The 24,925-nt window shown below is 71.2% G+C and carries 24 protein-coding genes; 14 read left to right on the top strand and 10 right to left on the bottom strand.

Annotation, left to right across the window (positions count from 1 at the left end; all coding sequences use genetic code 11):
- Positions 1-23: 23 nt before the first annotated feature.
- The 3 genes from ACAX67_RS10950 to ACAX67_RS10940 all read left to right on the top strand — a co-directional run bounded on the left by ACAX67_RS10950 (position 24) and on the right by ACAX67_RS10940 (position 1,555).
- Positions 24-638 (top strand): hypothetical protein, encoded by a 615-nt coding sequence (locus ACAX67_RS10950; RefSeq protein ID WP_370703880.1) that lies wholly within the window; start codon positions 24-26, stop codon positions 636-638.
- Positions 639-944: 306 nt separating this feature from the next.
- A complete protein-coding gene (locus ACAX67_RS10945) occupies positions 945-1,409 on the top strand; it encodes a hypothetical protein (protein ID WP_370703879.1) in 465 nt (154 codons plus the stop codon).
- Positions 1,410-1,411: 2 nt separating this feature from the next.
- On the top strand, positions 1,412-1,555 hold the full coding sequence (locus ACAX67_RS10940) for a DUF1059 domain-containing protein (RefSeq protein ID WP_370703878.1): 144 nt from the start codon (positions 1,412-1,414) through the stop codon (positions 1,553-1,555).
- Positions 1,556-1,567: 12 nt separating this feature from the next.
- Here ACAX67_RS10940 and ACAX67_RS10935 read toward each other — a convergent pair whose 3' ends face one another.
- On the bottom strand, positions 1,568-2,443 hold the full coding sequence (locus ACAX67_RS10935) for a crotonase/enoyl-CoA hydratase family protein (protein ID WP_370703877.1): 876 nt from the start codon (positions 2,441-2,443) through the stop codon (positions 1,568-1,570).
- The gene (locus ACAX67_RS10930) at positions 2,440-3,675 is read right to left on the bottom strand and encodes an LCP family protein (protein WP_370703876.1); all 1,236 of its coding nucleotides are present in this window, start codon (positions 3,673-3,675) and stop codon (positions 2,440-2,442) included. The genes ACAX67_RS10935 and ACAX67_RS10930 overlap by 4 nt, the downstream gene beginning before the upstream one ends.
- A 24-nt stretch (positions 3,676-3,699) precedes the next feature.
- Here ACAX67_RS10930 and ACAX67_RS10925 point away from each other — a divergent pair, with 24 nt between their 5' ends.
- Positions 3,700-4,206: an acyl-CoA thioesterase gene (locus ACAX67_RS10925; RefSeq protein ID WP_370703875.1), complete on the top strand. Its 507-nt coding sequence runs from the start codon at positions 3,700-3,702 to the stop codon at positions 4,204-4,206.
- Here ACAX67_RS10925 and ACAX67_RS10920 read toward each other — a convergent pair.
- The gene (locus ACAX67_RS10920) at positions 4,198-5,085 is read right to left on the bottom strand and encodes a LysR family transcriptional regulator (RefSeq protein WP_370703874.1); all 888 of its coding nucleotides are present in this window, start codon (positions 5,083-5,085) and stop codon (positions 4,198-4,200) included. The two genes, ACAX67_RS10925 and ACAX67_RS10920, sit on opposite strands and share 9 nt — an antisense overlap.
- A gap of 73 nt (positions 5,086-5,158) precedes the next feature.
- Between ACAX67_RS10920 and ACAX67_RS10915 the strand changes: the two genes are divergently transcribed.
- Together ACAX67_RS10915 and ACAX67_RS10910 are read left to right on the top strand one after the other, a co-directional pair.
- Positions 5,159-6,127 (top strand): threonine ammonia-lyase, encoded by a 969-nt coding sequence (locus ACAX67_RS10915; RefSeq protein WP_370704530.1) that lies wholly within the window; start codon positions 5,159-5,161, stop codon positions 6,125-6,127.
- A 102-nt stretch (positions 6,128-6,229) separates the two neighbouring features.
- Positions 6,230-7,654: an LCP family protein gene (locus ACAX67_RS10910; RefSeq protein WP_370703873.1), complete on the top strand. Its 1,425-nt coding sequence runs from the start codon at positions 6,230-6,232 to the stop codon at positions 7,652-7,654.
- A gap of 16 nt (positions 7,655-7,670) precedes the next feature.
- Here ACAX67_RS10910 and ACAX67_RS10905 read toward each other — a convergent pair whose 3' ends face one another.
- Entirely contained in the window at positions 7,671-8,444 is a 774-nt protein-coding gene (locus tag ACAX67_RS10905) for an inositol monophosphatase family protein (RefSeq protein WP_370703872.1), read from the bottom strand.
- Positions 8,445-8,499: 55 nt separating this feature from the next.
- Here ACAX67_RS10905 and ACAX67_RS10900 point away from each other — a divergent pair, with 55 nt between their 5' ends.
- Together ACAX67_RS10900 and ACAX67_RS10895 are read left to right on the top strand one after the other, a co-directional pair.
- Complete coding sequence (locus tag ACAX67_RS10900) at positions 8,500-9,393, top strand: glycosyltransferase family 2 protein (protein WP_370703871.1); 894 nt, start codon at positions 8,500-8,502, stop codon at positions 9,391-9,393.
- A complete protein-coding gene (locus ACAX67_RS10895) occupies positions 9,390-10,292 on the top strand; it encodes a glycosyltransferase family 2 protein (protein WP_370703870.1) in 903 nt (300 codons plus the stop codon). Before ACAX67_RS10900 ends, ACAX67_RS10895 begins: the two co-directional genes overlap by 4 nt.
- Here ACAX67_RS10895 and ACAX67_RS10890 read toward each other — a convergent pair.
- The gene (locus ACAX67_RS10890) at positions 10,192-11,322 is read right to left on the bottom strand and encodes a phosphatase PAP2 family protein (RefSeq protein WP_370703869.1); all 1,131 of its coding nucleotides are present in this window, start codon (positions 11,320-11,322) and stop codon (positions 10,192-10,194) included. The two genes, ACAX67_RS10895 and ACAX67_RS10890, sit on opposite strands and share 101 nt — an antisense overlap.
- A 68-nt stretch (positions 11,323-11,390) precedes the next feature.
- On the opposite strand from ACAX67_RS10890, the gene glf reads away from it, so the two are divergent.
- Positions 11,391-12,587 (top strand): UDP-galactopyranose mutase, encoded by a 1,197-nt coding sequence (gene glf, locus ACAX67_RS10885; RefSeq protein ID WP_370703868.1) that lies wholly within the window; start codon positions 11,391-11,393, stop codon positions 12,585-12,587.
- 296 nt (positions 12,588-12,883) lie between these two features.
- On the opposite strand, the gene ACAX67_RS10880 is transcribed toward glf, so the two are convergent.
- Both ACAX67_RS10880 and ACAX67_RS10875 read right to left on the bottom strand, forming a co-directional pair.
- Positions 12,884-13,270 (bottom strand): GIY-YIG nuclease family protein, encoded by a 387-nt coding sequence (locus tag ACAX67_RS10880; RefSeq protein ID WP_370703867.1) that lies wholly within the window; start codon positions 13,268-13,270, stop codon positions 12,884-12,886.
- A 727-nt stretch (positions 13,271-13,997) separates the two neighbouring features.
- Positions 13,998-15,104, bottom strand: a complete 1,107-nt coding sequence (locus ACAX67_RS10875; protein ID WP_370703866.1) for an endonuclease/exonuclease/phosphatase family protein — start codon at positions 15,102-15,104, stop codon at positions 13,998-14,000.
- A gap of 227 nt (positions 15,105-15,331) precedes the next feature.
- Between ACAX67_RS10875 and ACAX67_RS10870 the strand changes: the two genes are divergently transcribed.
- Genes ACAX67_RS10870 through ACAX67_RS10860 form a run of 3 tightly spaced genes read left to right on the top strand, consistent with a single transcriptional unit; the run spans position 15,332 to position 19,101 of the window.
- A complete protein-coding gene (locus tag ACAX67_RS10870; protein WP_370703865.1) occupies positions 15,332-16,720 on the top strand; it encodes a phospholipase D-like domain-containing protein in 1,389 nt (462 codons plus the stop codon).
- 54 nt (positions 16,721-16,774) lie between these two features.
- A complete protein-coding gene (locus tag ACAX67_RS10865; RefSeq protein WP_370703864.1) occupies positions 16,775-17,917 on the top strand; it encodes a hypothetical protein in 1,143 nt (380 codons plus the stop codon).
- Positions 17,917-19,101 carry a hypothetical protein gene (locus tag ACAX67_RS10860; RefSeq protein ID WP_370703863.1) on the top strand — a complete coding sequence of 395 codons (1,185 nt, stop codon included), beginning with the start codon at positions 17,917-17,919 and terminating at the stop codon, positions 19,099-19,101. Before ACAX67_RS10865 ends, ACAX67_RS10860 begins: the two co-directional genes overlap by 1 nt.
- A gap of 27 nt (positions 19,102-19,128) precedes the next feature.
- Here ACAX67_RS10860 and ACAX67_RS10855 read toward each other — a convergent pair whose 3' ends face one another.
- Complete coding sequence (locus tag ACAX67_RS10855) at positions 19,129-19,590, bottom strand: Calx-beta domain-containing protein (RefSeq protein ID WP_370703862.1); 462 nt, start codon at positions 19,588-19,590, stop codon at positions 19,129-19,131.
- A gap of 348 nt (positions 19,591-19,938) precedes the next feature.
- On the opposite strand from ACAX67_RS10855, the gene ACAX67_RS10850 reads away from it, so the two are divergent.
- Both ACAX67_RS10850 and ACAX67_RS10845 read left to right on the top strand, forming a co-directional pair.
- Positions 19,939-20,928, top strand: coding sequence for an endonuclease/exonuclease/phosphatase family protein (locus ACAX67_RS10850; RefSeq protein WP_370703861.1), 990 nt, complete (start codon positions 19,939-19,941; stop codon positions 20,926-20,928).
- 30 nt (positions 20,929-20,958) lie between these two features.
- Positions 20,959-22,188, top strand: coding sequence for a polysaccharide pyruvyl transferase family protein (locus ACAX67_RS10845; RefSeq protein ID WP_370703860.1), 1,230 nt, complete (start codon positions 20,959-20,961; stop codon positions 22,186-22,188).
- A gap of 33 nt (positions 22,189-22,221) precedes the next feature.
- On the opposite strand, the gene ACAX67_RS10840 is transcribed toward ACAX67_RS10845, so the two are convergent.
- Together ACAX67_RS10840 and ACAX67_RS10835 are read right to left on the bottom strand one after the other, a co-directional pair.
- The gene (locus tag ACAX67_RS10840) at positions 22,222-23,808 is read right to left on the bottom strand and encodes a class I SAM-dependent methyltransferase (protein ID WP_370703859.1); all 1,587 of its coding nucleotides are present in this window, start codon (positions 23,806-23,808) and stop codon (positions 22,222-22,224) included.
- Positions 23,805-24,920, bottom strand: a complete 1,116-nt coding sequence (locus tag ACAX67_RS10835; protein WP_370703858.1) for a hypothetical protein — start codon at positions 24,918-24,920, stop codon at positions 23,805-23,807. Before ACAX67_RS10835 ends, ACAX67_RS10840 begins: the two co-directional genes overlap by 4 nt.
- Positions 24,921-24,925 lie beyond the last annotated feature (5 nt).

Here is a 24,925-nt window from a genome sequence, read left to right as displayed (position 1 = left end):
ATCTCCCAAAGGGGACCTTTGACATGAGCTTCTTCAGCCGGCTCTCTGCTGCCATGGTGGCCTCGGTCGCGATGGCGACCGTGTCCGTCGGTGCCGCGTCGGCGGCCTCGGCCCCCGACCCCTACTCGGGGAGGGTGACGACCCACACGACGGTCCGCACCCCCGACCCCATCAAGACCCACACCCGCGTCGACATCTCGGTGAAGGTCACGGCCAACAGCCCGACCCAGCCGACCGGCACGGTGACCCTGACCCTGACGACCGCCACGGGCAAGGCGGGCCAGGCGCGCGTCGCCGCGGCCGGCCCCGCCGGGTGGACCAGGACGATCAACTACGACGGCGGCACCACGCACCTCAAGGGTCCGGCCTTCCCGAAGGTCGGCACCTGGCTGATCTCCGCCCGGTTCACCCCGGACGACCACCACTTCCGCGGCTCGCGCGACGGCTGGGTGTTCGACGTCATCGCCGGCGACGACGGCGGCAACGACCACAACGGCGACGACGACCACAACGGCCTCCTGCCCGACACTGGTGGTCCTGCCCTGATGTGGCTGCTGCTCGGCGTGTGCCTGGTCGGCGGCGGCGCGGGCGCTGTCGTGGTGGCCCGGCGTCGCGCCTCGGAGCCCGCCTCGGCCTGACGCCACGACCCCCTGCGGGGGACTCGAAGCAACGAAGTCGCCGACCGTCTCGTGAGACGGTCGGCGACTTCTGCGTCAGGGGGCACCATCACCTGCGTCCCGTGAATTATCATTTCTCGCAATTCACGTGACCTGACTCACCCGGCGGCGTTGTCCGAGTGAGCGAAAGGGATGCCAATGCGCGGAACCGCCCTACTCGTCGGTGCCATTCTCGGGGCCACGACACTCCTCGGCGCGCCTGCCACCGCGGTGGCAGCAGCGCCGGACCCCTACTCCGGGGGGATCACGACCGACTGCAGCATCTCCGTGTCCACGAGCCTGGAGGCGGGCCAGAAGGTCCACATCAAGCTCTCGGTCGACGCCAACAGCCCGACCCCGCCGACCGGCTCGGTGACGCTCGTGCTCCTCGCCGGCCCCGCCGGCGGCGTGGCGCGGGTCGACCTCTCCGAGATCTGGTCGAGGACGGTGCACTACAGCGGAGGCACCAAGACCGTGATTGGTCCGGCCCTCCAGGCGGCGCAGCACTACAAGGTGGCCATGAAGTTCCACCCGAGCGACGACACGTTCCGCAAGTGCAGCGCCGCTGCGCTCTTCGCCGTCGAGGCGGTCAACGACCACCAGCACAACGGTGGCGGCGGTCCCGGCGGGCTGCTGCCCGACACCGGTGGTCCGGCCCTGCTGTGGCTGCTGCTCGGGGTGGGTCTCGTCGGTGGCGGCACCGGCTCGGTGGTCTACGCCCGCCGTCGCCGCACCGTGCCCGCTACCGTGTGAGGATGCCCTCCCTGCGCTGCCCCTGCGACGTCACGATCCGTGGCGAGGACGACGACGAGCTGGTCGAGAAGGTCCAGGCTCACCTCGCCGCGGAGCACCCCGGTCGCGAGTACTCCCGCGACGAGATCCTCTTCATGGCGATGTGAGCCCGTCCCGCATCACGCGGGGTAGATCCGCGGGAGCTCGCTCGCGCGGCCGGTGAACTCGGGCGAGCGCTTCTCGAGGAAGGCGGACACGCCCTCCTTGCCGTCGGCGATCGAGGTGGCGTACATCGCCAGCGAGTCGGACAGGTGCGCCTCGAGCGGATGGTCGGCCGCGCCGTTGCGGTAGAGCATCTGCTTGGCGAGCCCGAGCGCGACCGGCGACCGGTCGGTCACGAACGAGCGCGCGAGCTCCAGGGCCGCGGGCAGCAGGTCGTCGGGTTCGTGCAGGCTGCGGACCAGCCGGCCGTCGTACGCCTGCTGGGCGGTGAGGATGTCGGCGGAGTAGACCCACTCCAGCGCCTGCTGGATGCCGACGATGCGCGGCAGGAACCAGGTCGAGCACGCCTCGGGCACGATGCCCAGCCGGCCGAAGACGAAGCCGATGCGCGCCCTGGTCGACGCCATCCGGATGTCCATGGCGAGCGTCATCGTCGCGCCGATGCCGACGGCGGGGCCGTTGATGGCGGCGATCACAGGCTTCGGGAGGGCGTGGATCGCGAGGCTGACCTTGCCGCCGGTGTCGCGGACTCCGGTGTCGAAGGGCTCCTGGTCGTAGGACGCCCGGAACTCCTCGGGGGTGGGCGTCAGGGACTCGTCGAGGCCGAAGACGTTGCCCTCCGCCGAGAGGTCCATGCCCGCGCAGAAGGCGCGTCCTGCGCCGGTCACCACGACCGCGCGGACCGCGTCGTCGCGGGCGTCGGTCGAGAAGACCTGCTCGAGCTCGCGGGCCATCGTCAGGTCGAAGGCGTTGAGGGCGTCCGGCCGGCTCAGGGTGAGCACGGCGACGCCATCCTCGCCGACGGTCCAGTCGAGGGTCTGGTAGGTGCTCACGTCCCGGGTACTCCTGCCTTCGAGCACTGCTTCTTGGTGATGTCGTCGGTGTGGTCGTCGATGATCGACTTGAAGAGCGGGTCGGCGCGATCGTGGTCGACGCTGCCGGCACTGGCGTCGGTCACGGGCAGCGTGCAGGACTTCCCGTCCTTGCCGACCTTGCTCATCGCCAGCGCCCACTTGGCGATGGCCACCGGCCCGGTGCCCTCGCCGAAGGCGAAGAAGTCCGGGACCGCCTGGTTGAGACGCCAGTAGCGGATCGGGTTGACGACCGACCACGGCGAGAGCACCTTCTTGCCGATCGCGGCGACGACCTCGCGCTGCCGCTGGACGCGGTCGAGGTCGCTGAGCGCGGAGGAGTGGCGCGACCGCGCGTAGGCGAGCGCGACCTGTCCGTCGGCCTCCTGGCAGCCCTTCTTGACGTCCAGTCCGGCCAGCTTGTCCTTGAGGTCCTCCTTCGGACAGATCTGGATGCCACCGACGGCGTCGACCACCCCGGCGACGCCGCCGAGCCCGATCTCGACGTACTCGTCGATCCGGATCCCGGTGAGGTCCTCCAGCGCCTTGACCAGTCCCGTCGGGTCGTCGGGGTCCCACAGGCCGTTGATCTTGTGCCCGTCGATCATCAGGTCGCGGGGGAAGGACAACAGCACGTCGGGACCGTCGCCGGTGTGGAGCATCAGGATCGTGTCTGCGAGGCTGCTCGACGGGTTGCCGGTGTGGTACTCCTTGCGCTGCTCCTCGGTCAGGTTGGACCGGGAGTCGTTGCCGACCATCAGGTACGTCGTGCCGGGCTGGTCGTCAGGACGCTTGCCGTCCGGCTCGAACGCGATCTTGTCGACCTTCGACCACGTGATGGCGGGCACGGCCACGAGGTAGACCACCCAGAGCAGCACGAGCGCGAGCACGATCCGGACCCAGGTCCTGGGCCGCGACCAGACACTCCGGCCGCCGGTGCGGCCGGCGCCGCCACCGGATCCGCCGGCCGGCGGTCGCGGCGGCGGTGGGGAGTACGGCGCCGGCGCGCTGGGCTGCGTGCGGGGCTGCGTGCCGGGCGGCTGCTGCCCGCTCGGCCGGGTGCTGGGAGGCGGCTGCACGGGCAGCCTCCGGGTGGGCTCGGGCTCGTTGGAGCCGCCCGGTTGCCGCGGTCCCGACTTGTCGCCGTACATCCAGTCGAAGTCGTCGCCGCGACCCCCGGAACTTCCCCCGGTGTTTCTGGGACCCTCTGCCATGGTGCCCGACGCTACCGTCTGGGGGTGAGCACAACGTCTGAGGCTCGTACTCCTGGATACTCGCGGATCGAGCTGGCCACCGTGACGTCCCGGGCGCAGGCCAATCTGCTGGGCAACATCCACGGCGGGGAGATCGTGAAGCTGGCCGACTCCGCGGCCGGGGTCGTGGCGCAGCGGCACAGCGGCGGGCCCGCCGTCACCGCGGCGCTCGACGAGATGGCCTTCCTCGAACCGGTCCGGGTCGGTGACATCGTGCGCACCTTCGCGCAGATCAACTGGGCGGGTCGTTCGTCGATGGAGATCGGCGTGCGGGTGGAGACCCAGCCGTGGGACGACGCGACGAGCGCCAGCCTGCACGTCGGCTCGGCGTACTTCGTCTTCGTCGCCATCGACGGTGCCGGCCAGGCGCGCAGGGTGCCGTCGGTCCGGCCCGAGACGGCCGAGGATGAGCGGCGACTGCGCGAGGCGGAGATCAGGCGCGCCCACCGGCTGGCGAAGCGCGCCGAGATCGAGGCCGGGCGCTCAGCCTGAGACCTCGGCGAGCACGGCAGCGACCGCGTCGACGGCCGCGGGGTGGGGCGGCGCCCCGTAGGTCGTCACCTGGATCGTGCGGGCCGCGCCCGGGATCGGCCGGCACACCACATCGGGATTGAGGTGGGCCCGGAGGGCGAGGCCCGGCAGCACCGTCACGCCGAGGCCGCTCGCGACCAGCGACTGCACGGCCACGTAGTCGTCGCTGGCGAAGGCGATGCGCGGCTCGAAGCCGGCCTCGGCACACAGGGCCATCAGCTCGCCACGGCAGCGCTCGCACCCGGTCACCCAGCGGGTCCCGGCGAACCGGGCGAGGTCGACCGGGGCGTCCACCGGCCCACCGGGATCCAGCTCGTGGGGGACGACGAGGGAGAGCCGGTCGTCGTGGACCGCGACCGACGTCACGCCCTCGGTGTCGGTCTGGCCGGGGTAGGCGAACGTGAGCGCCAGGTCGACGGTGCCGGCGCGGAGCAGGGCGGCCGCCTCCGGCGGTTCCGCCTCGACGAGGTCGAGGCCCAGGCCGGGGTGGCGCTCGGCGAGCAGCGCGACGGCCGCCGGCACCAGGGTGGCTGCCGCCGACGGGAACGCCGCGAGCCGGACCTGGCCCGCCTGGAGGCTGGTGGACGCGGTGAGCTCCGCCTCGGCGCGGGCGAGCAGGGCGAGGACCTCCGCGCCGCGGATCGCGAGACGCTCTCCGTCGGGGGTCAGGCGGAGCCCGCGACCCACCCGCTGGAGCAGCACGCTGCCGGTCTCGGCCTCCAGGCGACGAAGGTGGTGGGAGATCGTCGGCTGCCCGTAGTGCAGCTCGGCCGCGGCGGCGGAGACCGTGCCGGTCCGGTGGAGCGCGACCAGGGCCTCCAGGCGTCGTACATCGATCATGTCGATGATTATGCCCAAAAACATCTATTGGACCGATGGGTGGTGCGCGGGCGACCCTGGTGGGGTGCTGACGATGACCCTCGACGCCCCCCGTTCGCTCACCTTCGACGCGGTCCGTGCCGCGGGTGCGATCGTCGCGCGCGAGCTGCCCGAGACGCCGGTGGTCGCCCACCCGTTGCTCGACCGGGCCGTGGGCGCGGAGGTGCTCGTCAAGCACGAGCACGTGCTGCCGACCGGTTCGTTCAAGGTGCGCGGCGGGGTGCACCTGGCGGCGCGCCTCAGCGACGCCGAGCGGGACCGCGGACTGGTCACCTGCTCGACCGGCAACCACGCCCAGTCGGTGGCGTACGGCGCCCGGCTCGCCGGCACCTCAGCGACCGTCGTGATGCCCCGCTGCGCGCCCCAGGGCAAGCGTGACGCCGTTGCCGCCCTCGGCGCGGAGGTCATCATCCACGGCGACAGCCTGGGGGAGGCGGCGGCGCGGGCGCGCGCGATCGCGGACGGACCGGGCACGCCGGCGTACGTCGACACGACGGACGAGCGGATCATCCTCGGCCACGCGACGGCCTACCTCGAGCTGTTCGGCCAGAGCCAGGGGCTCGACGCGGTCTTCGTGCCGATCGGCAGTGGTACGGGCGCGGTCGGGGCCTGCCTCGTGCGCGACGCGCTCGCGCCGACCTGCCGGGTCGTGGGGGTCCAGTCGGCGGCGGCGCCCGCGGTCTGGCGCTCCTGGCGCTCGGGCACGATCCAGCAGGCGGCAGCCGCGACCCGCGCCTCCGGCCTGGCCACGTCGAACGGCTACCCGGCGACGCACGACCTGCTCCGGGCGGGTCTCCAGGACTTCGTGCTGGTCGAGGACGACGACATCGACGTGGCCGCTCGGCTGCTCGCCACGCACGCCCACACCCTTGCCGAGGGCGCCGGTGCCGCAGCGCTGGCCGGCCTGCTCGCCATCGCCGCCGACGATCGGCCCCGACGGGTCGCCGTGATGTGCACCGGCGGCAACGCCTCGGCCGACGAGATCGCGCGCCTCGCCGCCTGACCGTCGCGAAAGCGTCGGCGTGGCGCGACGGGTGTGACCCGTGTGACTGGTGATACTGGGCGAGTCCGTCTGCCGACTTCCCCCAGCAGGAGAGACACCCGCATGGTCGATCTCATGGCGCCGCCCCAGGCGAGCGTGGCCGAGCGGGCTGCCCGCGTGCGGTTCCGGCGGGCGCTCGCGCTGATGGCGATGACGTTGGTCGCGCCGGGCTCCGCCCAGCTGGTCGCCGGCAACCGCAAGGTCGGCCGGATCGCGCTGCGCATCTGGCTGGGCTCGCTCCTGGTGGGCGCGGTCGTCCTCGTCGCTGTCGTGCTCGACCGGCGGATCGCGTTCCGGATGGCGACCGACACCAACCTGCTCCTGGTGCTCTGGCTGGCCATGATCGGCGGTGCGATCGGATGGGCCGCCCTCTTCGTCGACGCCTGGCGGATCGGCAACCCGCTCAGCCTGCGCATCCAGCACCGGCGCGCGATGATCGGCCTCAACGGCGTGCTTTGCTTCGGGGTCGCCGGCACCCTCCTCTTCGGTGCGCACCTGGTCGACATCCACCGCGACTGGGTCATCGCCGTCTTCGGCGACGGCAAGGTGACCGGTGCCCACGACGGCCGCTACAACGTGCTCCTCCTCGGCGGTGACTCCGGTGCGGGCCGGTGGGGCCTGCGCCCCGACTCCATGACGATCGCATCGATCGACGCCAAGACCGGCCGCACCGTCCTGATCGGGCTGCCGCGCAACATGGCGAACTTCCCCTTCGAGAAGGGGAGCGTCATGGCCAAGCAGTTCCCGCACGGCTTCGACTGCGACGGCTGCTACCTCAACGGCGTGAGCACCTGGGCCGGCGACCACACCGACCTGTTCCCCGACTCCGACAACCCCGGCATCGACGCCACGATCTCGGCCATCCAGGGCATCACCGACCTCAAGATCAACTACTGGGCGATGGTGAACCTGGCCGGCTTCAAGCAGCTCGTGGACGCGGTCGGCGGCGTGACCCTCAACGTGCGCCAGCCGATCCCGATCGGCGGTCTCGGCGACGACGTGACCGGCTACGTCCAGCCCGGCAAGAAGAAGCTCAACGGCTTCGAGGCGCTCTGGTTCGCCCGCGCCCGCGACGGCTCCGACGACTACTCGCGGATGGCGCGCCAGAAGTGCGTGCTCAACGCGATGCTCCACCAGCTGAGTCCGGAGACCGTGCTGACGCACTTCTCCGACCTGGCGAAGGCCTCGAGCGACATGTTCTCGACGAGCATGCCGGCGTCCGAGGCGAGCCGCTTCATCGACCTCGCCCTCAAGGCGCGCAGCCAGAAGGTCTCGACGCTCTCGCTCGTGCCTCCGATGATCAACACCGCCGACCCCGACATCGACCTGGTCCAGCGTAACATCCAGCTCGCCATCGACCGCTCCGAGGGGGACGCGCCGCCGGCGAAGAAGCACAAGAAGAAGGGCGTCGTGACCGGCGGCTCGGTCGGCTCGCTCAGCGACGGCTACGCCGCCAACGAGTCCGACGACCTCAGCGCTTCCTGCTGATCGGTCCGCTCCGGCCTCACCCAGCGGCGAGCGCGGCCACCACGGCGTCGTACGTCGCCTTCTCGGGCGCGCTCACCAGGCCACCGCCGAGGTCCTGCGGCCGGAACGGGCCGCCGTCGCTCGCGCCGATCCAACCGCCGGACTCCTGCACCAGCAGCGAGCCGGCGAGGTGGTCCCACGGCTTGCTGTGGTTGTAGACGATGGCCCGGGCGTGCCCCTCGATCAGCCGCGGGTAGTCGACGCCGCAGCAGGCCCAGGTCAGCTCGAGGACCCCGAGGCCGGGCAGCTCCCGGCCGACCCACGCCCTGCGGGCCGTGCGGTACGGCGGCGGCGGCTCCGCGAGCGGCGACCAGTCCAGGCGCCGGCCGTTGAGGAACGCGCCGGCGCCGCGCTCGGCGACGTAGGCGGCGTGGTGCTGCGGCTGCCAGATCCAGCCGCGCACGACCTCGCCGGAGCGCACCTCGCCGATCATCACCGCGTGGTCGGGGGAGCCGTGGACGAAGTTCTTCGTGCCGTCGACGGGATCGACGGTGAAGCCGTGCTCCGCGGCCTCGAACCGGTGGAGGAGGGCCGGGTCCTGGGCGTGGGCCTCCTCACCGAGGATGACGGCGTCGGGATAGGCCTCGCGGAGGGCGGCGGTGAGCAGCACTTCGGACTCGTGGTCGGCGACGGTGACGAGGTCGCCCGGGTTCTTCTCGGAGATCTGACTCTCGGTCAGCGACCGGAAACGGGGATTGATCACCTGCTCCGCGACGTCCTGCATCAGCTCGAGCACGGCGTCGGTGTCCACGCGCCCACGCTATCGGTGTGCGGGTCGGACCCGCGCAACCCGTAGGGTTGCCGCCGTGCGGATCGTGGCGGTGGTGGTGACGTACAACCGCCTGACCCTGCTGAAGCGCCTCGTCGCGCGGCTCCGGGAGGTGTCGGAGGTCGCACTGATCCACGTCGTCGACAACGCCTCCACCGACGGCACGGGGGAGTGGCTCGCCGCCGCGGGCGTCGACCACCGCACCCTCGACCGCAACCGCGGCGGTGCGGGTGGTTTCCACGCCGGCCTCCGCGCGGCCGTCGAGGAGCTCGACGCCGACCTCGTCTGGCTGATGGACGACGACGGCCTGCCGGACCCCGAGTGCCTCGGCCGGCTGCTGGAGGAGACCGACCTGGACTTCTGGGGACCGCTCGTCGTCGACGAGGGCGACCCGGAGCGGCTGGTCTTCCCGATCCGGCTCCCCGGAGGCACCCGGGTGGTGCACGACCTCGCCACGGCGCGTGCGGCGGCCGTCCACGGGCGGCTGGAGGGGATCGTGATCCCGTTCAACGGTGTGCTGGTGACGCGCGCGCTGGTCGAGGAGATCGGCTGTCCCCGCGCTGAGTTCTTCATCTGGGGCGACGACCACGAGTACCGACTGCGCGCCGAGGCGGCGGGCGCGCGCATCGCGACCGTGGTGGACGCGGTGGTCCACCACCCGTCGGTCGGCGACCTCGGCACGCCGATGATGTTCGGGCGCACGACGTACAACCACACGCCCAGCGACCTCAAGCACTACTGCATGGCGCGCAACAACACGCTCAACCTCCGCGCCTACCGCGGGTGGCCGCACGTGCTGCTCTTCTGGCTCAAGACCGTGTGGTTCTACCTGCTGACCAAGCCGCGACCGCGTCGCATCGTGATGAGCGCACGGGCCGCCGCATCCGGCCTGCGCGGCGACTTCACCGGCCACGAGAGGTACCTGGAGTGACCACCGAACGCGTGGCGGTCGTCGTCGTCACCTACAACCGGGCGGACCTCCTCGAAGGGATGCTCGCCGGACTGGGTCGCCTCGACCCGGCCCCCGACGCGGTCTTCGTGGTCGACAACGCCAGCACGGACCGCACGCCCGCGGTCATCGCGGCGGCGACCTTGCCACGCCTCGTTCCGATCGTGTCGAACGTCAACCTCGGCGGCGCCGGCGGCTTCCGGATGGGCGTCGAGGCGGCGTACGACGAGGGCTTCGACCGGATCTGGCTGATGGACGACGACGTCGTGCCCGCACCCGACTGTCTCGGCGTGCTGCTGTCCTACGACGAGGACTGCCTGATGGCGGTGCGCGAGGACACCCGCGGCAACCTGGCGGAGTACGCCGCCACCCGGTTCGACCTCGACCACGCCTGGGTCGTCAAGCCCAAGACCGCCAGCATCGTGAGCAGCTACCCGACGCGGGCCGACATGCCGCCGACGGTCGAGCTCGAGAACGTCGCGTTCGAGGGCTTCCTGGTCCGCCGCACCGTCGTGGCCGCGATCGGGCTGCCCGACGAGTCGTTCTTCATCTTCTACGACGACTGCGACTACGCCATCCGGGCCCGCCGCGCGGGCTTCCGCATCCTCGCGGTGCGCGACGCCGTGCTCGTGCGGCAGCTGGACTTCGACCAGCAGCACGACCTGGCGGGCTGGAAGGGCTACTACATGTACCGCAACCTGTTCGCGGTGCACTTCCGCTACGGCGCCAACCTGCCGGTCCGTCTCAAGCCCTGGCTGATCGTGCTGGGTGTGGTGCTGCTCAGTCCGCTGCGGGGTGGTCGGGCAGAGGCGCGGAACGCGACACGAGCGCTCCGGGATGCCCGCCGGATGCGAGCGCTTCCTCCTCCGTCAGCGACCTGAGGCGCACCCGCCAGCCGGACCGGTTGCCGGTCGCGAGGCCCGCGACCCACACCGAGAAGCTGCCCATCGCCAGGCCGCCCAGCACGTCGGCAGCGAAGTGCCAGCCGAGGTAGACCGTGGACAGGATGGTGAGCACGAGGAAGACCCAGCTGCACGTCCGGATCCAGCGGGGGAGACCGATCAGCTGGGCGATCAGGCAGATCGTGATCATGATGCCGACGTGCAGCGACGCGAACGCCGCGATCGTCTGCAGGGTGTCGGCGCCGCGCGGGTCGGCCATCACCGCCACCCGATCCGTCCAGAGCGTCTCCTGCAGGTCGCTGACGTAGGTGTGAGGAAGGCCCGCGAAGGTGCCCGGGTCGGAGTAGATCGGGCCCAGCGTCGGCACCATCACGTAGATGGCCGCGCCGAAGCACCAGTCCAGCGCGACGGCCGTGACGTACCAGGCGCCCGCGTTGGTGTGCCGGGTCCAGACCAGTGCGATCGCGATCGAGACCGGGACCAGCCCGATCCAGAGGATGTAGACGCCCGACAGCAGGTGGGCGGCGACGCCCTCGCCGAGCCAGGCGTGCAGCACGGCCGCGGGCTCGTGGCCGGCGAAGAGGAACTTGTCGAAGCTCTCCAGGTCGTCGTCGAAGAGGTGCTCGTTGACGAACGGCGCCATGCTCTTGACGTTGCGGAACGCGGCATAGCTGAGGTACCACGCGGCCAGGCCGGTCAGCGCGAACCACCAGTGCGAGGCCGGCCACCGTTCGGCCATCACCTCGCGGAACACGCCGCGCAGTCCCGGTCGCGACCAGGCCCGGCTCCGGCTCGCCCGGTGGACCACTCGTGGCACCACGTCGATGAGGATCGTCAGCAGCAGCACGCCGGGGAAGGTGACGTAGCTGGGCAGCACGCCGTCGGGCTCCCGGATGGGAAGGTCCTGGGTCACCGACATGACGACAGCGGCGACCGCCAGCGCGATGCCCGCGAGCCACGCGAGGCCGAAGTGCTGGGCCGCCCGCCGCGCGCCGTACGTGTTCTCCACCCAGACAGGATAATTCGACAACGCCAGAGAATTCGGCACCGGGTGACCGCACGGTAATATCCGGCCCCGTGTCCACCCCTGATCTCGTCCCTGACCTCGTGGTCGTCGGCTCCGGTTTCTTCGGCCTCACCATCGCCGAGCGGTGTGCCGCGGAGCTCGACCTGAAGGTGCTCGTCCTGGAGCGGCGCTACCACCTCGGTGGCAACGCCTACAGCGAGTTCGAGCCCGAGACGGGGATCGAGGTGCACAAGTACGGCACGCACCTCTTCCACACCTCCAACGAGCGGGTCTGGGAGTACGTCAACCGGTTCACCGAGTTCACGAACTACCAGCACCGGGTCTTCGGCAAGTACCAGGGCCAGGTCTACTCGCTGCCGATGAACCTGGCGCTCATCAACAGCTTCTTCGGCAAGGCCCACACCCCCGACGAGGCCCGCGCGCTGATCGCGGAGCAGTCGAGCGAGATCGACACCGCCGACGCCAGGAACCTCGAGGAGAAGGCGATCAGCCTCATCGGGCGTCCGCTCTACGAGGCGTTCATCAAGGGCTACACCGCCAAGCAGTGGCAGACCGACCCAAAGGAGCTGAGCGCGGACATCATCACGCGCCTCCCGGTCCGCTACAACTTCGACAACCGCTACTTCAACGACAAGTACGAAGGCCTCCCCAAGGACGGCTACACCGCGTGGCTGACCCGGATGGCCGACCACCCCAACATCGAGGTCCGGGTCGACACGGACTTCTTCGACGTGGCCGACGAGTACAAGGGCAAGGTGCCGATCGTCTACACCGGCCCCGTCGACGAGTACTTCCACAACTCCGAGGGCCGCCTGTCCTGGCGCACCGTCGACCTGAAGACCGAGGTCCTCGACGTCGACGACTACCAGGGCACCGGTGTGGTCAACGCCAACGACCCCGACGTCCCCTTCACCCGCGAGCTGGAGTTCAAGCACCTCCACCCCGAGCGGGCGGCGTCCTACAAGCCGGGCCGCACGGTCGTCGTACGGGAGTTCAGCCGCTTCGCCGAGGAGGGCGACGAGCCCTACTACCCGATCAACACCGCCGAGGACCGCGAGAAGCTCCTCAAGTACCGCGACCTCGCGAAGAAGGAGCCCATGGTCCTCTTCGGCGGCCGCCTCGGCACCTACAAGTACCTCGACATGCACATGGCCATCGGCTCCGCGCTGTCGATGTACGACAACAAGATCAAGCCGCACTTCGCCGAGGGCGCCCCGTTCGCCAGCGGCGGTGTCGACGAGACCTGAGCCAGCCCCCTTCGTTGGCCAAGGACGTCGCGAGACGTCCGTCGGTCGAGCAGGTCGCGAGCCCCTCGCTGGTCGAGCAGGTCGCGAGGCGTCCGTAGGTCGAGGAGCTCGCGAGGCGTCCGTTGGTCGAGGAGCTCGCGAGCCCCTCGTTGGTCGAGGAGGTCGCGCTAGCGACCGTCACGAGACCCGGTGACGTACCCGCCGCCCTGACCCCGCTGGTCGAGGAGGTCGCGAGCCCCTCGCTGGTCGAGGAGGTCGCGAGCCCTCGCTGGTCGAGGAGGTCGCGCTAGCGACCGTCACGAGACCCCGTTCTCCTTCTCCTCATCCTGCGCCCCGCCGGTCGTCGCCTCCTGGGCGTCGTACCCCACCTCGCCCGGTCGGAGAGCGCCGCGATCCCGGCGCGCGCTCCAACTGCGGCTCGAGAGATCTGGCAGGTCGTCGAGCCTGCCCTCGATCAGAGCGATCCTCTTCGCGCGGCTCCAGTTCTGGAGCCGCTTCTCGAGGGCGTACGCATCATCGATGCGTGCGAGCTCGGCCGACCAGACGAGCCTGACCGGACGGCGGCGCCGCGTATAGGCAGCACCGAGCCCCTCGTTGTGCAGCCACACTCGTCGGTTGAGGTCCCATGTGCTGCCGACGTAGAACGAGCCGTCGGCGCACTCGAGGATGTAGGTGAAGGGCATGCGAGCCAGGATCGGTTGCCGGGCGCATGGACGACAGGAGGGATTTCGGACCTGTGGACAGCCTGGCGGGGGTGAGGTTGCGGGTATGTCGCGGGGTCTCGTGACGGTCGCTAGCGCGACCTCCTCGACCAACGGAGGGCGCGACCTCCTCGACCAGCGGGGCGCGCGACCGGCGGGGTGAGGCTGCGGGTATGTCGCGGGGTCTCGTGACGGTCGCTAGCGCGACCTCCTCGACCAGCGGGGCGCGCGACCGGCGGGGGTGAGGCCGGGGGTATGTCGCGGGGTCTCGTGACGGTCGCTAGCGCGACCTCCTCGACCAGCGGAGGCGCGACCTCCTCGACCAGCGGGGCGCGCGACCGGCGGGGTGAGGTTGCGGGTATGTCGCGGGGTCTCGTGACGGTCGCTAGCGCGACCTCCTCGACCAACGGAGGGCGCGACCTCCTCGACCAACGGGGACGCGCGACCGGCGGGGTGAGGCTGCGGGTATGTCGCGGGGTCTCGTGACGGTCGCTAGCGCGACCTCCTCGACCAGCGGGGCGCGCGACCGGCGGGGGTGAGGCCGGGGGTACGTCACCGGGTCTCGTGACGGTCGCTAGCGCGACCTCCTCGACCAGCGGGGCGCGCGACCGGCGGGATGAGGCGGCGCGTACGTCGCGGGGTCTCGTGACGGTCGCTAGCGCGACCTCCTCGACCAGCGGGGACGGGCGACAGCGAGCGAGGGGTGGGTCTACTCGACGTAGGGGGCTTCGCCGGTGAGGGTCACGTCGGAGTAGACCATCGGGTGGTCGGACACCCGGTTGACGAGGCCGCCGTCGAGGCGGACGTAGTGGGAGAACGACACGCCCGGCCGGGAGCCGAAGATCCAGTCGATGCCGTTGTTGGCGGGCAGTCGGCACGGGCTCGCGGTGCCGCCGTTGGCGGCCTGGGCGTTGGCGCGGACCGTGACGGCGCAGAACGCGTCGGCCTTCTCGTTGAAGTCGCCCGTCAGGAACGTGGGGATGCCGAGCTGGTTGGAGGTCTGCGGCTCCTGGAGGTCGTTCATCAGCGCGATCTCCTTGCTGGTCGCGATGTCGCGCCAGTGCTGCGCCGGACCACGGGTGCTCGCGGGGTTGTGCGTGTTGATGAACCAGGCGAGCCGACCGGTGCCCTTGTGCTTGAGCAGCACGTAGGGGATCGGGACGGGCTTGCCGTGGAAGTAGGGGATCTGCAGGGTGTGCGCCTCGACGAGCTCCCACACGCTGGTGTCCCAGCCGATGGAGTTGCGCACCCCGAGGTTGCCCAGCTGCATGCCCGGGTAGAGCCCCCAGCCGCTGCCGGTGAGCCGCGCGAACGTGCTGTGCTGCGCGGACTCGAACTCCTGGAGCCCGACGACGCTGATGTTGTTGCCGCGGATCAGCTGGGTCGCCCAGCCCATCCGCGAGGCGCCGAGGGCGTAGCCGCGCTTGTTGCCACCGGGAGCGGTGTGCGAGGCGCCGAGCACGTTGAAGCTGGCGATCCGGAACGTGGCGTCGTCGGCCGCGAGGCCGTCGGCCGCGAGCTGGACCTTGTCGCGCAGGTCGCGCGAGCGCCGCCGGTCCTTCTTGCGGTCGGTCTTGTGGTCGGTCGCGTGCTTGTTCTTGTCGCGGGGCTTCGTCTTGTCGTCGCCGGTGCCGTCGGTGCCGTCGGTCTTGTCCGACGCGCTCGCCGACGGCTGGGAGGCCTCGGTGGTGTCCTTGGCGACCGGCTGGTTGTCGGCCATCGCGAAGCGACCCACGGTCAGCAGCGCCGCGACGAGCGCGAAGACGCCGAGGACAGGGAGCAGGCGTGCGCGACGCGGTAGTTCGTGCTTGCCCACTTCTCCCGGCTTCCCTCCCGTGGTCACACCGTCGTGCTGCGGTGCAGTGACCAACCTTACTCGGCATCAGGGGGCTACGGCGGAATCCTGCGCGATCGAGATCGCGTGGCGGAGGCCGGGGCGGCGCCACGCCGCGCCCCACCACCCCCACCCGCACCACCCCCTTGGTTATCCTGCTGGTGAACGTTGTTCCGCGATCCCGACCTGTCGTCTATCCGGGGAGATCCGTGCGCCGCGTCCCGCTGCTGCTCGTCACCGTTCTGTCCACCACCCTCCTGCTCGTGCCGGCCTCCGCGATGGGGCCGAAGGGCGGGGCACGCTTCAACGTGCCCGAGCCGTACGGCGACAACGAGGCGAACTACCGCATCGTGAAGACCGTCAAGCACGCGATCAACAACACGGTGCGCACGCGGAAGCACCCGCGACCGGTGATCAACATCTCGACGTACCTCATGGACTGGACGCCGGCCGTCAACGCCCTGATCGACGCGTGCCGTCGCGGCGTGCAGGTGCGGGTGATCCTCGACGAGGACATCGACAACAAGAACTCCCGCCGCCTGATCACGGCGCTCAACTCCGACAACGTGCGCGACCGCAACCGCGACGGCGTGGCCGACGGCGACCCGCGTGCCGGGCGCTGCAACCGCCCGCTGCACGCCGAGCACGGCGGGCTGCGGACCAAGCCGGGCACCCGGCCGGACTCCTACTCGGCGGACGAGCAGTTCGGTCTCTACAGCGTGCGCCGGGCGCTGCGCAGCGTGCAGCAGCCGCACGCGAGCGCCGTCACGTGGGGCAAGGACGGCAGCTACGTCAAGGTCTGCGACGGCAGCTGCCGCGGACTCGGCGGCAACATGCACAGCAAGTTCTACCTGTTCAGCAACACCCGGCACTCCCACCACGTGGTGATGGTGAGCTCCTCCAACCTCAACCGCGGGGGTGCGGAGCTGGGGTGGAACGACATGTACGTCATCAAGGGTCGCAAGAAGCTCTACCGAGGGTTCAAGGCGATGCACCGGCTGATGACCGACGACGTCCGGGCGTCGTCACGGAAGGTGCAGATCTCCGACGGGCCGTTCGTGGCCCGGTTCTTCCCGATGCGCAACGCCAGCAGGCGGACCGACCCGACGCTCCACGACCTCAGGAAGATCCGCTGCCACGGCCCCCTCGGCCGGACCCGGATCAACATCTCGATGTTCTACTGGAAGGGCAAGCGCGGCGACTACCTGCTCGACAAGGTCGCCTCCCTCGCCCGCCAGGGCTGCAAGGTGCGGGTGGTCTACGGCGCCCCGTCGCGCAGGATCGCCTCCCGGATGCGCGCGATGGCGAAGCACCACCTGATCAGCCTGTGGGACTCGCGCTGGGACTACAACGACGACGGCTGGAGCGAGGTGCGCACCCACGCCAAGTACGTCCTGGTGAAGGGGCACGTGGGCCACGACCGGCGCGCCTACCGGGTGTGGACCGGGTCGCAGAACTGGGTCGCCGGGTCCCTGTCGCGCAGCGACGAGACCTCGCTCAACATCGGGTTGCGATCCGCGTACGACGCCTACCTCGCCGACTGGCAGAACATCCGCGACCACTCGCGGCGGCTGCCCTACAGCATCTACGGCCGCTGAGCGGCGGTACGGCGTCGTACGCCTGCGGCACGGAGCACTAGAGTCTGCCCAGACATGAGCGTGACCGGTACGACTGAACGAGCCCAGCGGGTGGTGCTGCACGTCGGCACCCCCAAGAGCGGCACCACCTTCCTCCAGCGCGCGCTGTGGCGCAACCGCGACGAGCTCGAGGCCATGGGCGTGATCGCGGCCGGCACCCGCCACTACGACATGTTCCACGCGGCGATCGAGCTGCGGCAGTCCCACGACTTCTGGGGTCGCAGCCCGGAGCAGATCGACGGCACCTGGGACCGTCTCTGCGAGGGTGCGCGCGCCTTCCCCGGCACCACGGTCATGAGTCACGAGCTCCTCGGCGCGGCGAGGCGCGAGCAGGTCGACCGCGGTCTGGCGGCGCTCGACGGCCTCGACGTGCACCTGGTGGTGAGCGCGCGCGACCTGGCTCGCCAGGTCGCCTCCGACTGGCAGGAGCGCGTGAAGAACGGCAACCCCGTCACCTTCGCCGACTTCTGCGCCAACGTCGGGCTCGAGCGGCAGAACGGGTTCTGGCGCAACCAGCACCTGATCGGCATCCTCGACCGCTGGGCCCGGGCCCTGCCGCCCGACAACGTCCACCTCGTGGTCGGCCCCCCGTCCGGCGCGGCGCCCGACGTCCTCTGGCGCCGGTTCGGCGACGCCGTCGGCTTCGACGCCTCCGCGATCGACCCGACGACGGACGAGCCGAAGGCCAACCAGACGCTCGGCGCCGTGCAGGTGGCCGTGCTGAGGCGCGTGAACGAGGAGCTCGGCGGGCGGATCCCGCAGCCGGCGTACAGCAAGGTCGTGAAGCGGGTGTTCGCGCAGTCGATCCTCGCCGGGCAGTCCTCGGCGCCCGCTCAGTGCCCGCCCGAGCTGGTGGGCCGGCTGGCCGAGATCGCGGTGCGCCAGAACGCGCGGTTCGTCAAGCGCGGCTACCGGATCCACGGCGACCTCGAGGAGCTGGTTCCTGTGACGCCCGACGGTCCGTGGATCGACCCGGACGCCGTCGCGCCCGAGCTCGAGGCCTCCGCCGCCGTCTCGGCGATCTGCGAGCTGCTCGTCGACCGCGCCGAGCCCGATACGGTGGTCGAGCCGGAGCCCGGACTGGTCCCGACCGCGCGTCGCGTGGGCGGTCGGCTGCGCCGCAGGCTCGCGCGCGCCCAGGCCGGGGACGCATCGTGATGGCCGCCCGGAGACCTCGCGTCTTCCTCCACGTCGGCAGCCCGAAGACCGGCACCACGTTCCTCCAGGACGTGCTCTGGTCGCAGCGGGAGACCGCGCGGGAGCAGGGGCTGCTGCTGCCGGGCAAGCGGTTCCACGACCACTTCCTCGCAACGCTCGACGTGCGCGGCCTCGCGGAGGACGAGAACTACCCGGCCGAGGCCCGGGGCATGTGGGACCGGCTGGTCCAGCAGTCGCTGGCCTGGGAGGGCACGGTGCTCGTCTCGCACGAGCTCTTCGCCGGCGCGAGCGCCGAGCAGGCCGCGCGGGCGGTCGCCTCGCTCGCCGACCGCGCCGAGGTGCACGTCGTCATCACGGCGCGCGACCACGTGCGCCAGATCGCTGCGGAGTGGCAGGAGCACGTCAAGCACCGCTCGGCGGCCTCCTTCGGCAGCTTCGTCCGCAGCGTGCGCGACGACACCGCCGGCCGGAGCTGGTTCTGGCAGGTGCAGGACTACGCAGGTGTGCTGGAGCGCTGGGGCGCCGGCCTTCCGGCCGAGCAGGTCCACGTCGTGACCGTGCCGCCCTCGGGCGCCGACCCGGCGATCCTCTGGGACCGGTTCGCGCGGCTCCTCGGGGTCGACCCGGCCGTGTTCGACACCGAGCTGGAGCGCTCCAACAGCTCCCTCGGCGCGGAGCAGGCCGAGCTGCTGCGTCGGGTCAACGCGGAGCTCGGCGAGCGGCTCCCGCTGCCCGGCCCCTATCCGCTGGTCGTGAAGAACGTCCTCGCGCACCGGATCCTCGAGCCCCGCACCGGGACCCGGCTGGCGCTCGGTGTCGAGGACCAGCAGTACGCCGCCCGGGCGGCTCGCGGCATCGCGGACCGGATCGCCGCGATGGGCGCCGACGTGGTCGGTGACCTCGACGAGCTGGTGCCCGACGTCGCCACGCCACCGTCGGGCGCCGAGGCCGACCCCTACGCCGTACCGTCCGACGCCGCCCTCCTGGCGGAGAGCGTCGCCACGATCGCCGACCTGCTCACCGTGCTCAACGAGCGCCGCTCGGCGGTCGCGAAGGCCGACGACCTGGCCCAGACCGCACGCGAGAAGCCGGTGCGCTTCGCGCTGGTGCAGGCGGCCGAGAACCGCCCGCTCCTGCGCAGGCTGCGCGGGGCCTACCGTCGCGCGAAGGCACGCGGCCGTTAGCTCGCCCCCGCGGCTCGCGGGGTCGGCTCAGTCGTCGTTGACGATGGTGTAGGTGCCGGCGTCGTCGCCGATGGTCGCGCCCACCGCGTCGGAGACGGTGAAGGTGAAGCTCTCGTCGGGCTCGGCCACGCGGTCGCCCAGGATCCGCACGGCGACGGTCGCGAGTCGGCTGCCGGCGCGGAAGTAGACCGTCCAGACGGTGTGGACGACGGTGTAGTCGCTGCCGGCCGTGGCGGTGCCGTCGGTGACCGTGACCTTCATCGACGACGGAGCCGAGACGTCGCCGGTGCGGACGAACTGCAGGAACATCGACTTGGCCCGGTCGAGCTCGGGCTTGACCATGTCGTGGGCCACCGAGATCTGGGGGAGCGTGGCGGCGTGCGCCGGCGAGGTGGTCGCGGCGCCGGCGATCGAGCCGCCGAGGGCGATGGCCGAGGCGGCGCAGAGGGTGGCGATGCGGCGGACAGCCGGGGTGGTGCAGCTGGTCATGTCGGTTTCTCCGGTCGAGGTGCTGAAGTTGGTGGCGGGGAGTACGCCGACCAGTCTGCGCAGCGAGGAGGGACCCGGGACCCGAACCGGGACCTCCTGACCGATCGACCGGTGCTCCTGGTCAATTCGGGTGAGGCCGCCCTGTCACGACGGAAGGCCGCTCCGGCATGGGCGGCGACGTCCGTTCGGACCGCGCGAGATGGCCTGATGAGGTCACCGGAAGTCGCTGGAGGGACCACTGGGACGCCAGGGGGCTTGCGTGATGCAAGTAACTGGTGTGAAACTCGCACCCTGGCACACCAGTGATCGCAAATCCGGTTGCGACACGCCGATCAGGAGGAATTCTCCGTGCGGAACCCTCGACGACAGCTCCTCGTTCGCGGCGGAGTCCTCGCCCTGGTCGGCGCCCTCGCCCTCGGCATCGGTCCGACGGCCGGTGCCGCGCCGCTGCGCGCGGCCGCGGCCCAGGACCCCGCGCCGGTGGCCGACACGGTGCGCATCGCCACCTTCAACACCGCTGCGATGTCCACGACGCGCCAGGGCTTCAACGACGTCAAGGACCTGCTCGCGCAGGGGCCGGACATCGTGGCGCTCCAGGAGATGTCGAGCTGGCAGCGCCGCGAGAAGGTCCGCAAGCGCCTCCTCGACTGCGCCACCTGCCAGTGGGACGGCTGGATGCCGGTGCCGGCCGTGCAGGGTGGCCAGCCGATCCTGTGGCGCTCGGACAAGTTCACGTTCCTGGGCCGCGACTGGATCGAGCTCGCTCCCGAGACCTTCGTCGGCAGCCGCGGGGCCGGCCCCTCGACGATGCACGCGAAGTACGTCGTCCGCGTCCGCCTCCTCGACAACCTCACCGGACGCACGATCTGGATCCTCAACAACCACTTCGTGCCGACCGTCCAGGGCGGTGACGGTGGCCGCAACGCCAACCGTCGCCGGACCCGCCTCTACGCGCTCCACATGGCCAACCTGCAGGCCGTCGTGGACAAGGTGCGCACCGAGGAGGGGGGCGGCCTGGTCTTCCTGACCGGCGACTTCAACGTCAACTACCGCAAGGACAAGATCAAGCAGGACCCGATCTTCCCCTACGCCGCGCTGGGCACGCGTCAGCTGCGGGCCAGCTACTACAAGCTCGGTGAGCCCGCGACCGGCACCCACGTGCTCCCCAACGGCTTCGACGAGCGCCTGATCGACTACGTGCTCTACAAGCCGACCCGTCGCGTGATCGCCACCGGGCAGCGCATCGTCACCGGCCTGCACTCCGACCACCGGCCGCTGATCGTCGACTTCAAGGTGACCGGCAAAGGCTGCTACGTGCGGGGCGAACTCGTCTGCTGACCGGGCGGGCGCCCCTGCTAGGTTGACGGCGTGTCACAGGGGAGCGGAGACGACAAGCAGCCGACCATCCATCTGGTCTCGACGGCGGGGCACCCGAACTTCGGCGACGAGTTCATCGCCGCGTCGTGGCTCCGGTTCCTGGCGGACCGGCAGCCCGACACCGACGTGGTGCTCGACTGTCCGGAGCCTGGCCTGGCGGCCTACCTCTTCGAGGGTCTGCACCCGCGGGTGAAGTTCACCAACATGCTGTGGCGGGTCAGCTGGGCGACCATGGACGCCGACCCCGACGAGGGCGACGCTGCCGTGGACGGGCTGATGCGCGACCTCGGCACCCCGCTCTACGACCTCGGCCTGCTCGAGGCGCGCCGCGCGACGACCGTGCACCTGGTCGGCGGCGGTCACGTGACCGCCAACTGGCTGCACCACGGTCGACTCGTCCGGGCCGCGCGGCGGCTCTCCGAGCTCAGCGACGCTCGGTTCGTCGCCACGGGCCTCGGCCTGATGCCGCCGATCGATCCCGAGCGCATCCGCGACGACCTCGGCGCCTGCGACCACGCGTCGGTGCGCGACCGCGCGAGCGCGGAGATGGCGGGCGTCGAGCTCGGCGTCAACGACGCCTTCCTCAACCTCCCCTCGCTCCCCGGGTTCGGTGCGCGGCCCGACCCCACCGGTCGGCCGGGCGACGTCTGGATCAGCATCCAGCACGACCTCGCAGAGCCCGAGGTCTTCGACGCCATCGTCGCCTCCGTCCGCGCGATGATCGAGAGCGGCCGGTTCGAAGGACGCACGATCCGCTACCTCGAGTCGATCCCCGGGCGCGACCGGGACCGCAAGGCCTACGACCTCCTCGCGGACCTGATCCCGGAGGAGAACTTCATGTCCTTCGTCCGGCTCTGGCACGAGGGCTTCCCGGGGCGGCCGCTGCAGACCTGGCTCACCACGCGCTACCACTTCCACCAGCTCGCCGCGGCGGTCGGTGCCGAGGGCATCGCGTTCGAGATCGACGACGACTACTACCGCACCAAGCACGAGTCGCTGGCCGAGCTCGGCACCGGTTTCGCGATCGCGCCGGTCGGCTTCGACGAGGTGCCCGAGCCCGCCATGGACCCGGACTTCCGGATCAAGGCGGGCCGGCTCCACCGGGCGAAGCTCGACGAGGCCGAAGCGCTCTACCCGCGCAAGCGCGCTCCCCAGCCGCCGCGCGAGCCCGTGACGCCGGCGGCCGCGCCCCCGCGCGCCAAGGGCTTCGGCCGCCGCTGAGACGACCGGTCCGCCAGGGTCACGGCGACCGCGTCACGACCAGGTCGCCACGATCCGGCACACGTGCGGGTCCTCGGTCCGGAACGGCGCCAGGCCGGTGCCGGCCTCCTGGTGCACCACCCGGCCGCCGGCCGCCTCGATCTCGGCGACCACGTCGGCCGGCGCGAGGAAGCGACGGCCCGCCTGCTGGAAGAAGTGGGGACGCTTGCGGTCCTGATCGGTGCGGAACTCGAGGAAGAGGTGCCCGCCCGCGCGGAGGGCCATCGACGCGACCCGCCAGAAGTTCTCGCGGCCGACGTCCTCCAGCGCGTGGAGGAGGAAACGGGCGTAGACGTCGGGAGGCTGCTCCGAGCGGCTCAACCGCACGCCGAGGCCGAGGCTCTCGCGTGCGTCGTAGAGGTTGAGCACCTCGAAGGACAGTGGCAGCGCGTCGGACGCGCGGCGCTGGGCGCGCAGCATCGCGCCGATCGTGTAGTCGATCGCGGTGACCGGCCGGCCCGTCGTACGGGCGAACCAGCGGGCGTCGCGGGCGTTGCCCGCGCCGACGTCGACGAGCGGACGGTCGCTGGGGTAGGTGTCCTGCACCCACCGCGCGAACGGCGACGGCTTCGTCGGCACCGCCGAGCGGTGGGCGGCGTAGAAGGTGTCCCACTGCTTGCGGTGGGTGCGCAGGCCGCCGAACCAGCCGCCGATGCGGCGCGAGAGCCACCGCGGGGTCTCGTACTTGAACGACGGGTCGGGCGTGCGCCAGCCCGCGCCGTAGGTCGCCGCGAGCAGCGTCTCGTAGTCAGCCGGGGCGGGCACCCGGCGGCCCAGGAGCTCGACCGTGGTGAGCGGCAGCATGGTCTCGCGCGGGAGCCGGAAGCCGGTGTCCTGGGGGATGTAGAGCACTCCCTCCACCCAGTGCGCCGTGAAGACGTCGACGAAGCGCACCGAGTCGTCCGAGAGCCGCATCCGCACGTTCATGCGGGCGCCGGAGCCCCGCCGGACCGACCAGCCCTCGGCGAGCAGGACCCGCTCGATGCGGTAGGCCTCGCGGATGACGTCGACCGGATGGGCGTGCTCGCTGAAGTAGGCGATGTCGAGGTCGTTGTCGTGGCCGATGAGTCGCCCGTTGCGGACCGCGCCGAGCAACGTGCCGTAGGCGACGAACGTCGGTACGCCGGCCTTCTCGTTCATGCACGCGAGGAGGTCCTCGACCTGGTCCATCAGCTCGTCGAGGGTGTCGGTGCCCTCGGCGGAGAGGGGGCGGATGAGCTTGCCGTACTTGTCGATGATCAGCGGGTTGCCCGCCCGGTCGACCACGTCGACCTGCTCGTCGGCGGCGCCCTTGAAGACGTGGTGGGCGCGCGCCACGACGGTGCCGCTGAGGTGCTCGCGCAGCACGACCTCTGCCCGGCCCACCAGGTAGCGCTCGAGCGAGGCGGGCCACTTCGCGACCGGGCCGTTGCGCCCGGCCGACGTGTCGTTCTGCGGCTGGAGCGACCAGACGTGGCGCTCGTTGAGCAGCACGTCGTAGGTCGACGCGGGGTCGAGGCCGGTGGGCAGCACGAGCCGGGCGTCCCGCACGCGCAGGGTGCCGAGGGCCTCCGCGGGCTCCGTGTCGTCCGGCCCGCTCACTTGCCCAGCGCCTTGCGGATGCGACCGGCCACCGCGCGGGTGCCGCCGACCGGTTGGCGGCGCGAGCGGCGCCGCAGCTTCGCCTTCAACCGGTCGCGCTCGGTGGTGAGCTCGCGCACGTCGCGGATCATCCGCTCGATCGCGCGGGCTGCCACGTCGACGATCTCGCTGTCGGGCACGTCCCCCGGGTGGGTGCCGTCGGGGGTGGCCGTCGAGAGCAGGTCGTCGAGGTCGCCGACCACGGCGTAGCCCTGCTCCGCGATCCAGTCCCTGGCCGCGGCGGACCGGGTGGCGAGCTCGGCCACGTGGTGCGGTCGCGGCCCGAAACGCTCGCCGCGCTGGGGGACGAGCACCTCGTGCCCGAAGTACTTGCGGACCCACCGGTGCCGCACGGTGCCGATCTCGAGCGGGCCCGACAGGTGCGGCTTGACCCGCTCCAGCAGCGCGGCCTGGGCGGCGCCGAGCGACTCGTTGGCGTAGCTGACGTCGAGGTCGAAGGCGGAGTCGTCGAGGTGGATCGCCTCGCGCCACCGCTCCCAGAGCAGACCGCGGGGGGCTCCCGGCGGGGGCACCGTGACCACGGTGATCCGTTCGGGCGGCACCGCTGCCGCCCAGTTCCCCAGCACCTTCGGGATGTCCTGCGACTGCCAGCTCCAGCCACCGCGCAGCTTGCCGGCCAGCGCCCGGTCCATGAACTCGTCGAACCCCAGGTCGGAGTTCATCTTGAGGGCCTCTTGCCACACGGCCGGGAACTGCAGGACGTAGGAGCGCACGGTGACGACGAGCTGCACCTCGGCCGGCGCCAGCGCGGCCACAGCAGCCTGGGCCTGCTCCGCCGTGGCCATGCTCATGAACTCGTGGGAGACCAGGCCGTCGCCGTCCCACGCCGCGAGCTCGTCGACCAGCCGCCGCCACACGCCCGCGTTGCGGCCCATCCTGGCGGGTGACGCACCGCGCACCTCCTGGGAGGCGTGGTAGTGGTCCATCCGGCTGGTGCCGGGGTAGAGGAACCGCTGCTTGCGCAGTGCGTCGCGGTTCTCCCACATGGTGGTCTGCAGGAAGGTCGTGCCCGTCTTGGGCAGACCGATGTGGAGGTAGACCGTGCGGGCCATCAGCG

The organism is Nocardioides candidus (assembly GCF_041321175.1).
Classification (GTDB): Bacteria; Actinomycetota; Actinomycetes; order Propionibacteriales; family Nocardioidaceae; genus Nocardioides.
This window is presented reverse-complemented; position numbering and strand designations above follow the sequence as displayed.

What these genes read in the sequence shown, in the direction of transcription:
- ACAX67_RS10860 (WP_370703863.1), top strand. Translation starts at nt 17,917, where the DNA reads ATGGCCGCCCGGAGACCTCGCGTCTTCCTCCACGTCGGCAGCCCGAAG.
- ACAX67_RS10940 (WP_370703878.1), top strand. Translation starts at nt 1,412, where the DNA reads ATGCCCTCCCTGCGCTGCCCCTGCGACGTCACGATCCGTGGCGAGGAC.
- ACAX67_RS10910 (WP_370703873.1), top strand. Translation starts at nt 6,230, where the DNA reads ATGGTCGATCTCATGGCGCCGCCCCAGGCGAGCGTGGCCGAGCGGGCT.
- ACAX67_RS10835 (WP_370703858.1), bottom strand. Translation starts at nt 24,920, where the DNA reads ATGGCCCGCACGGTCTACCTCCACATCGGTCTGCCCAAGACGGGCACG.
- ACAX67_RS10915 (WP_370704530.1), top strand. Translation starts at nt 5,159, where the DNA reads ATGACCCTCGACGCCCCCCGTTCGCTCACCTTCGACGCGGTCCGTGCC.
- ACAX67_RS10880 (WP_370703867.1), bottom strand. Translation starts at nt 13,270, where the DNA reads ATGCCCTTCACCTACATCCTCGAGTGCGCCGACGGCTCGTTCTACGTC.
- ACAX67_RS10950 (WP_370703880.1), top strand. Translation starts at nt 24, where the DNA reads ATGAGCTTCTTCAGCCGGCTCTCTGCTGCCATGGTGGCCTCGGTCGCG.
- ACAX67_RS10930 (WP_370703876.1), bottom strand. Translation starts at nt 3,675, where the DNA reads ATGGCAGAGGGTCCCAGAAACACCGGGGGAAGTTCCGGGGGTCGCGGC.
- ACAX67_RS10855 (WP_370703862.1), bottom strand. Translation starts at nt 19,590, where the DNA reads ATGACCAGCTGCACCACCCCGGCTGTCCGCCGCATCGCCACCCTCTGC.
- ACAX67_RS10865 (WP_370703864.1), top strand. Translation starts at nt 16,775, where the DNA reads ATGAGCGTGACCGGTACGACTGAACGAGCCCAGCGGGTGGTGCTGCAC.
- ACAX67_RS10920 (WP_370703874.1), bottom strand. Translation starts at nt 5,085, where the DNA reads ATGATCGATGTACGACGCCTGGAGGCCCTGGTCGCGCTCCACCGGACC.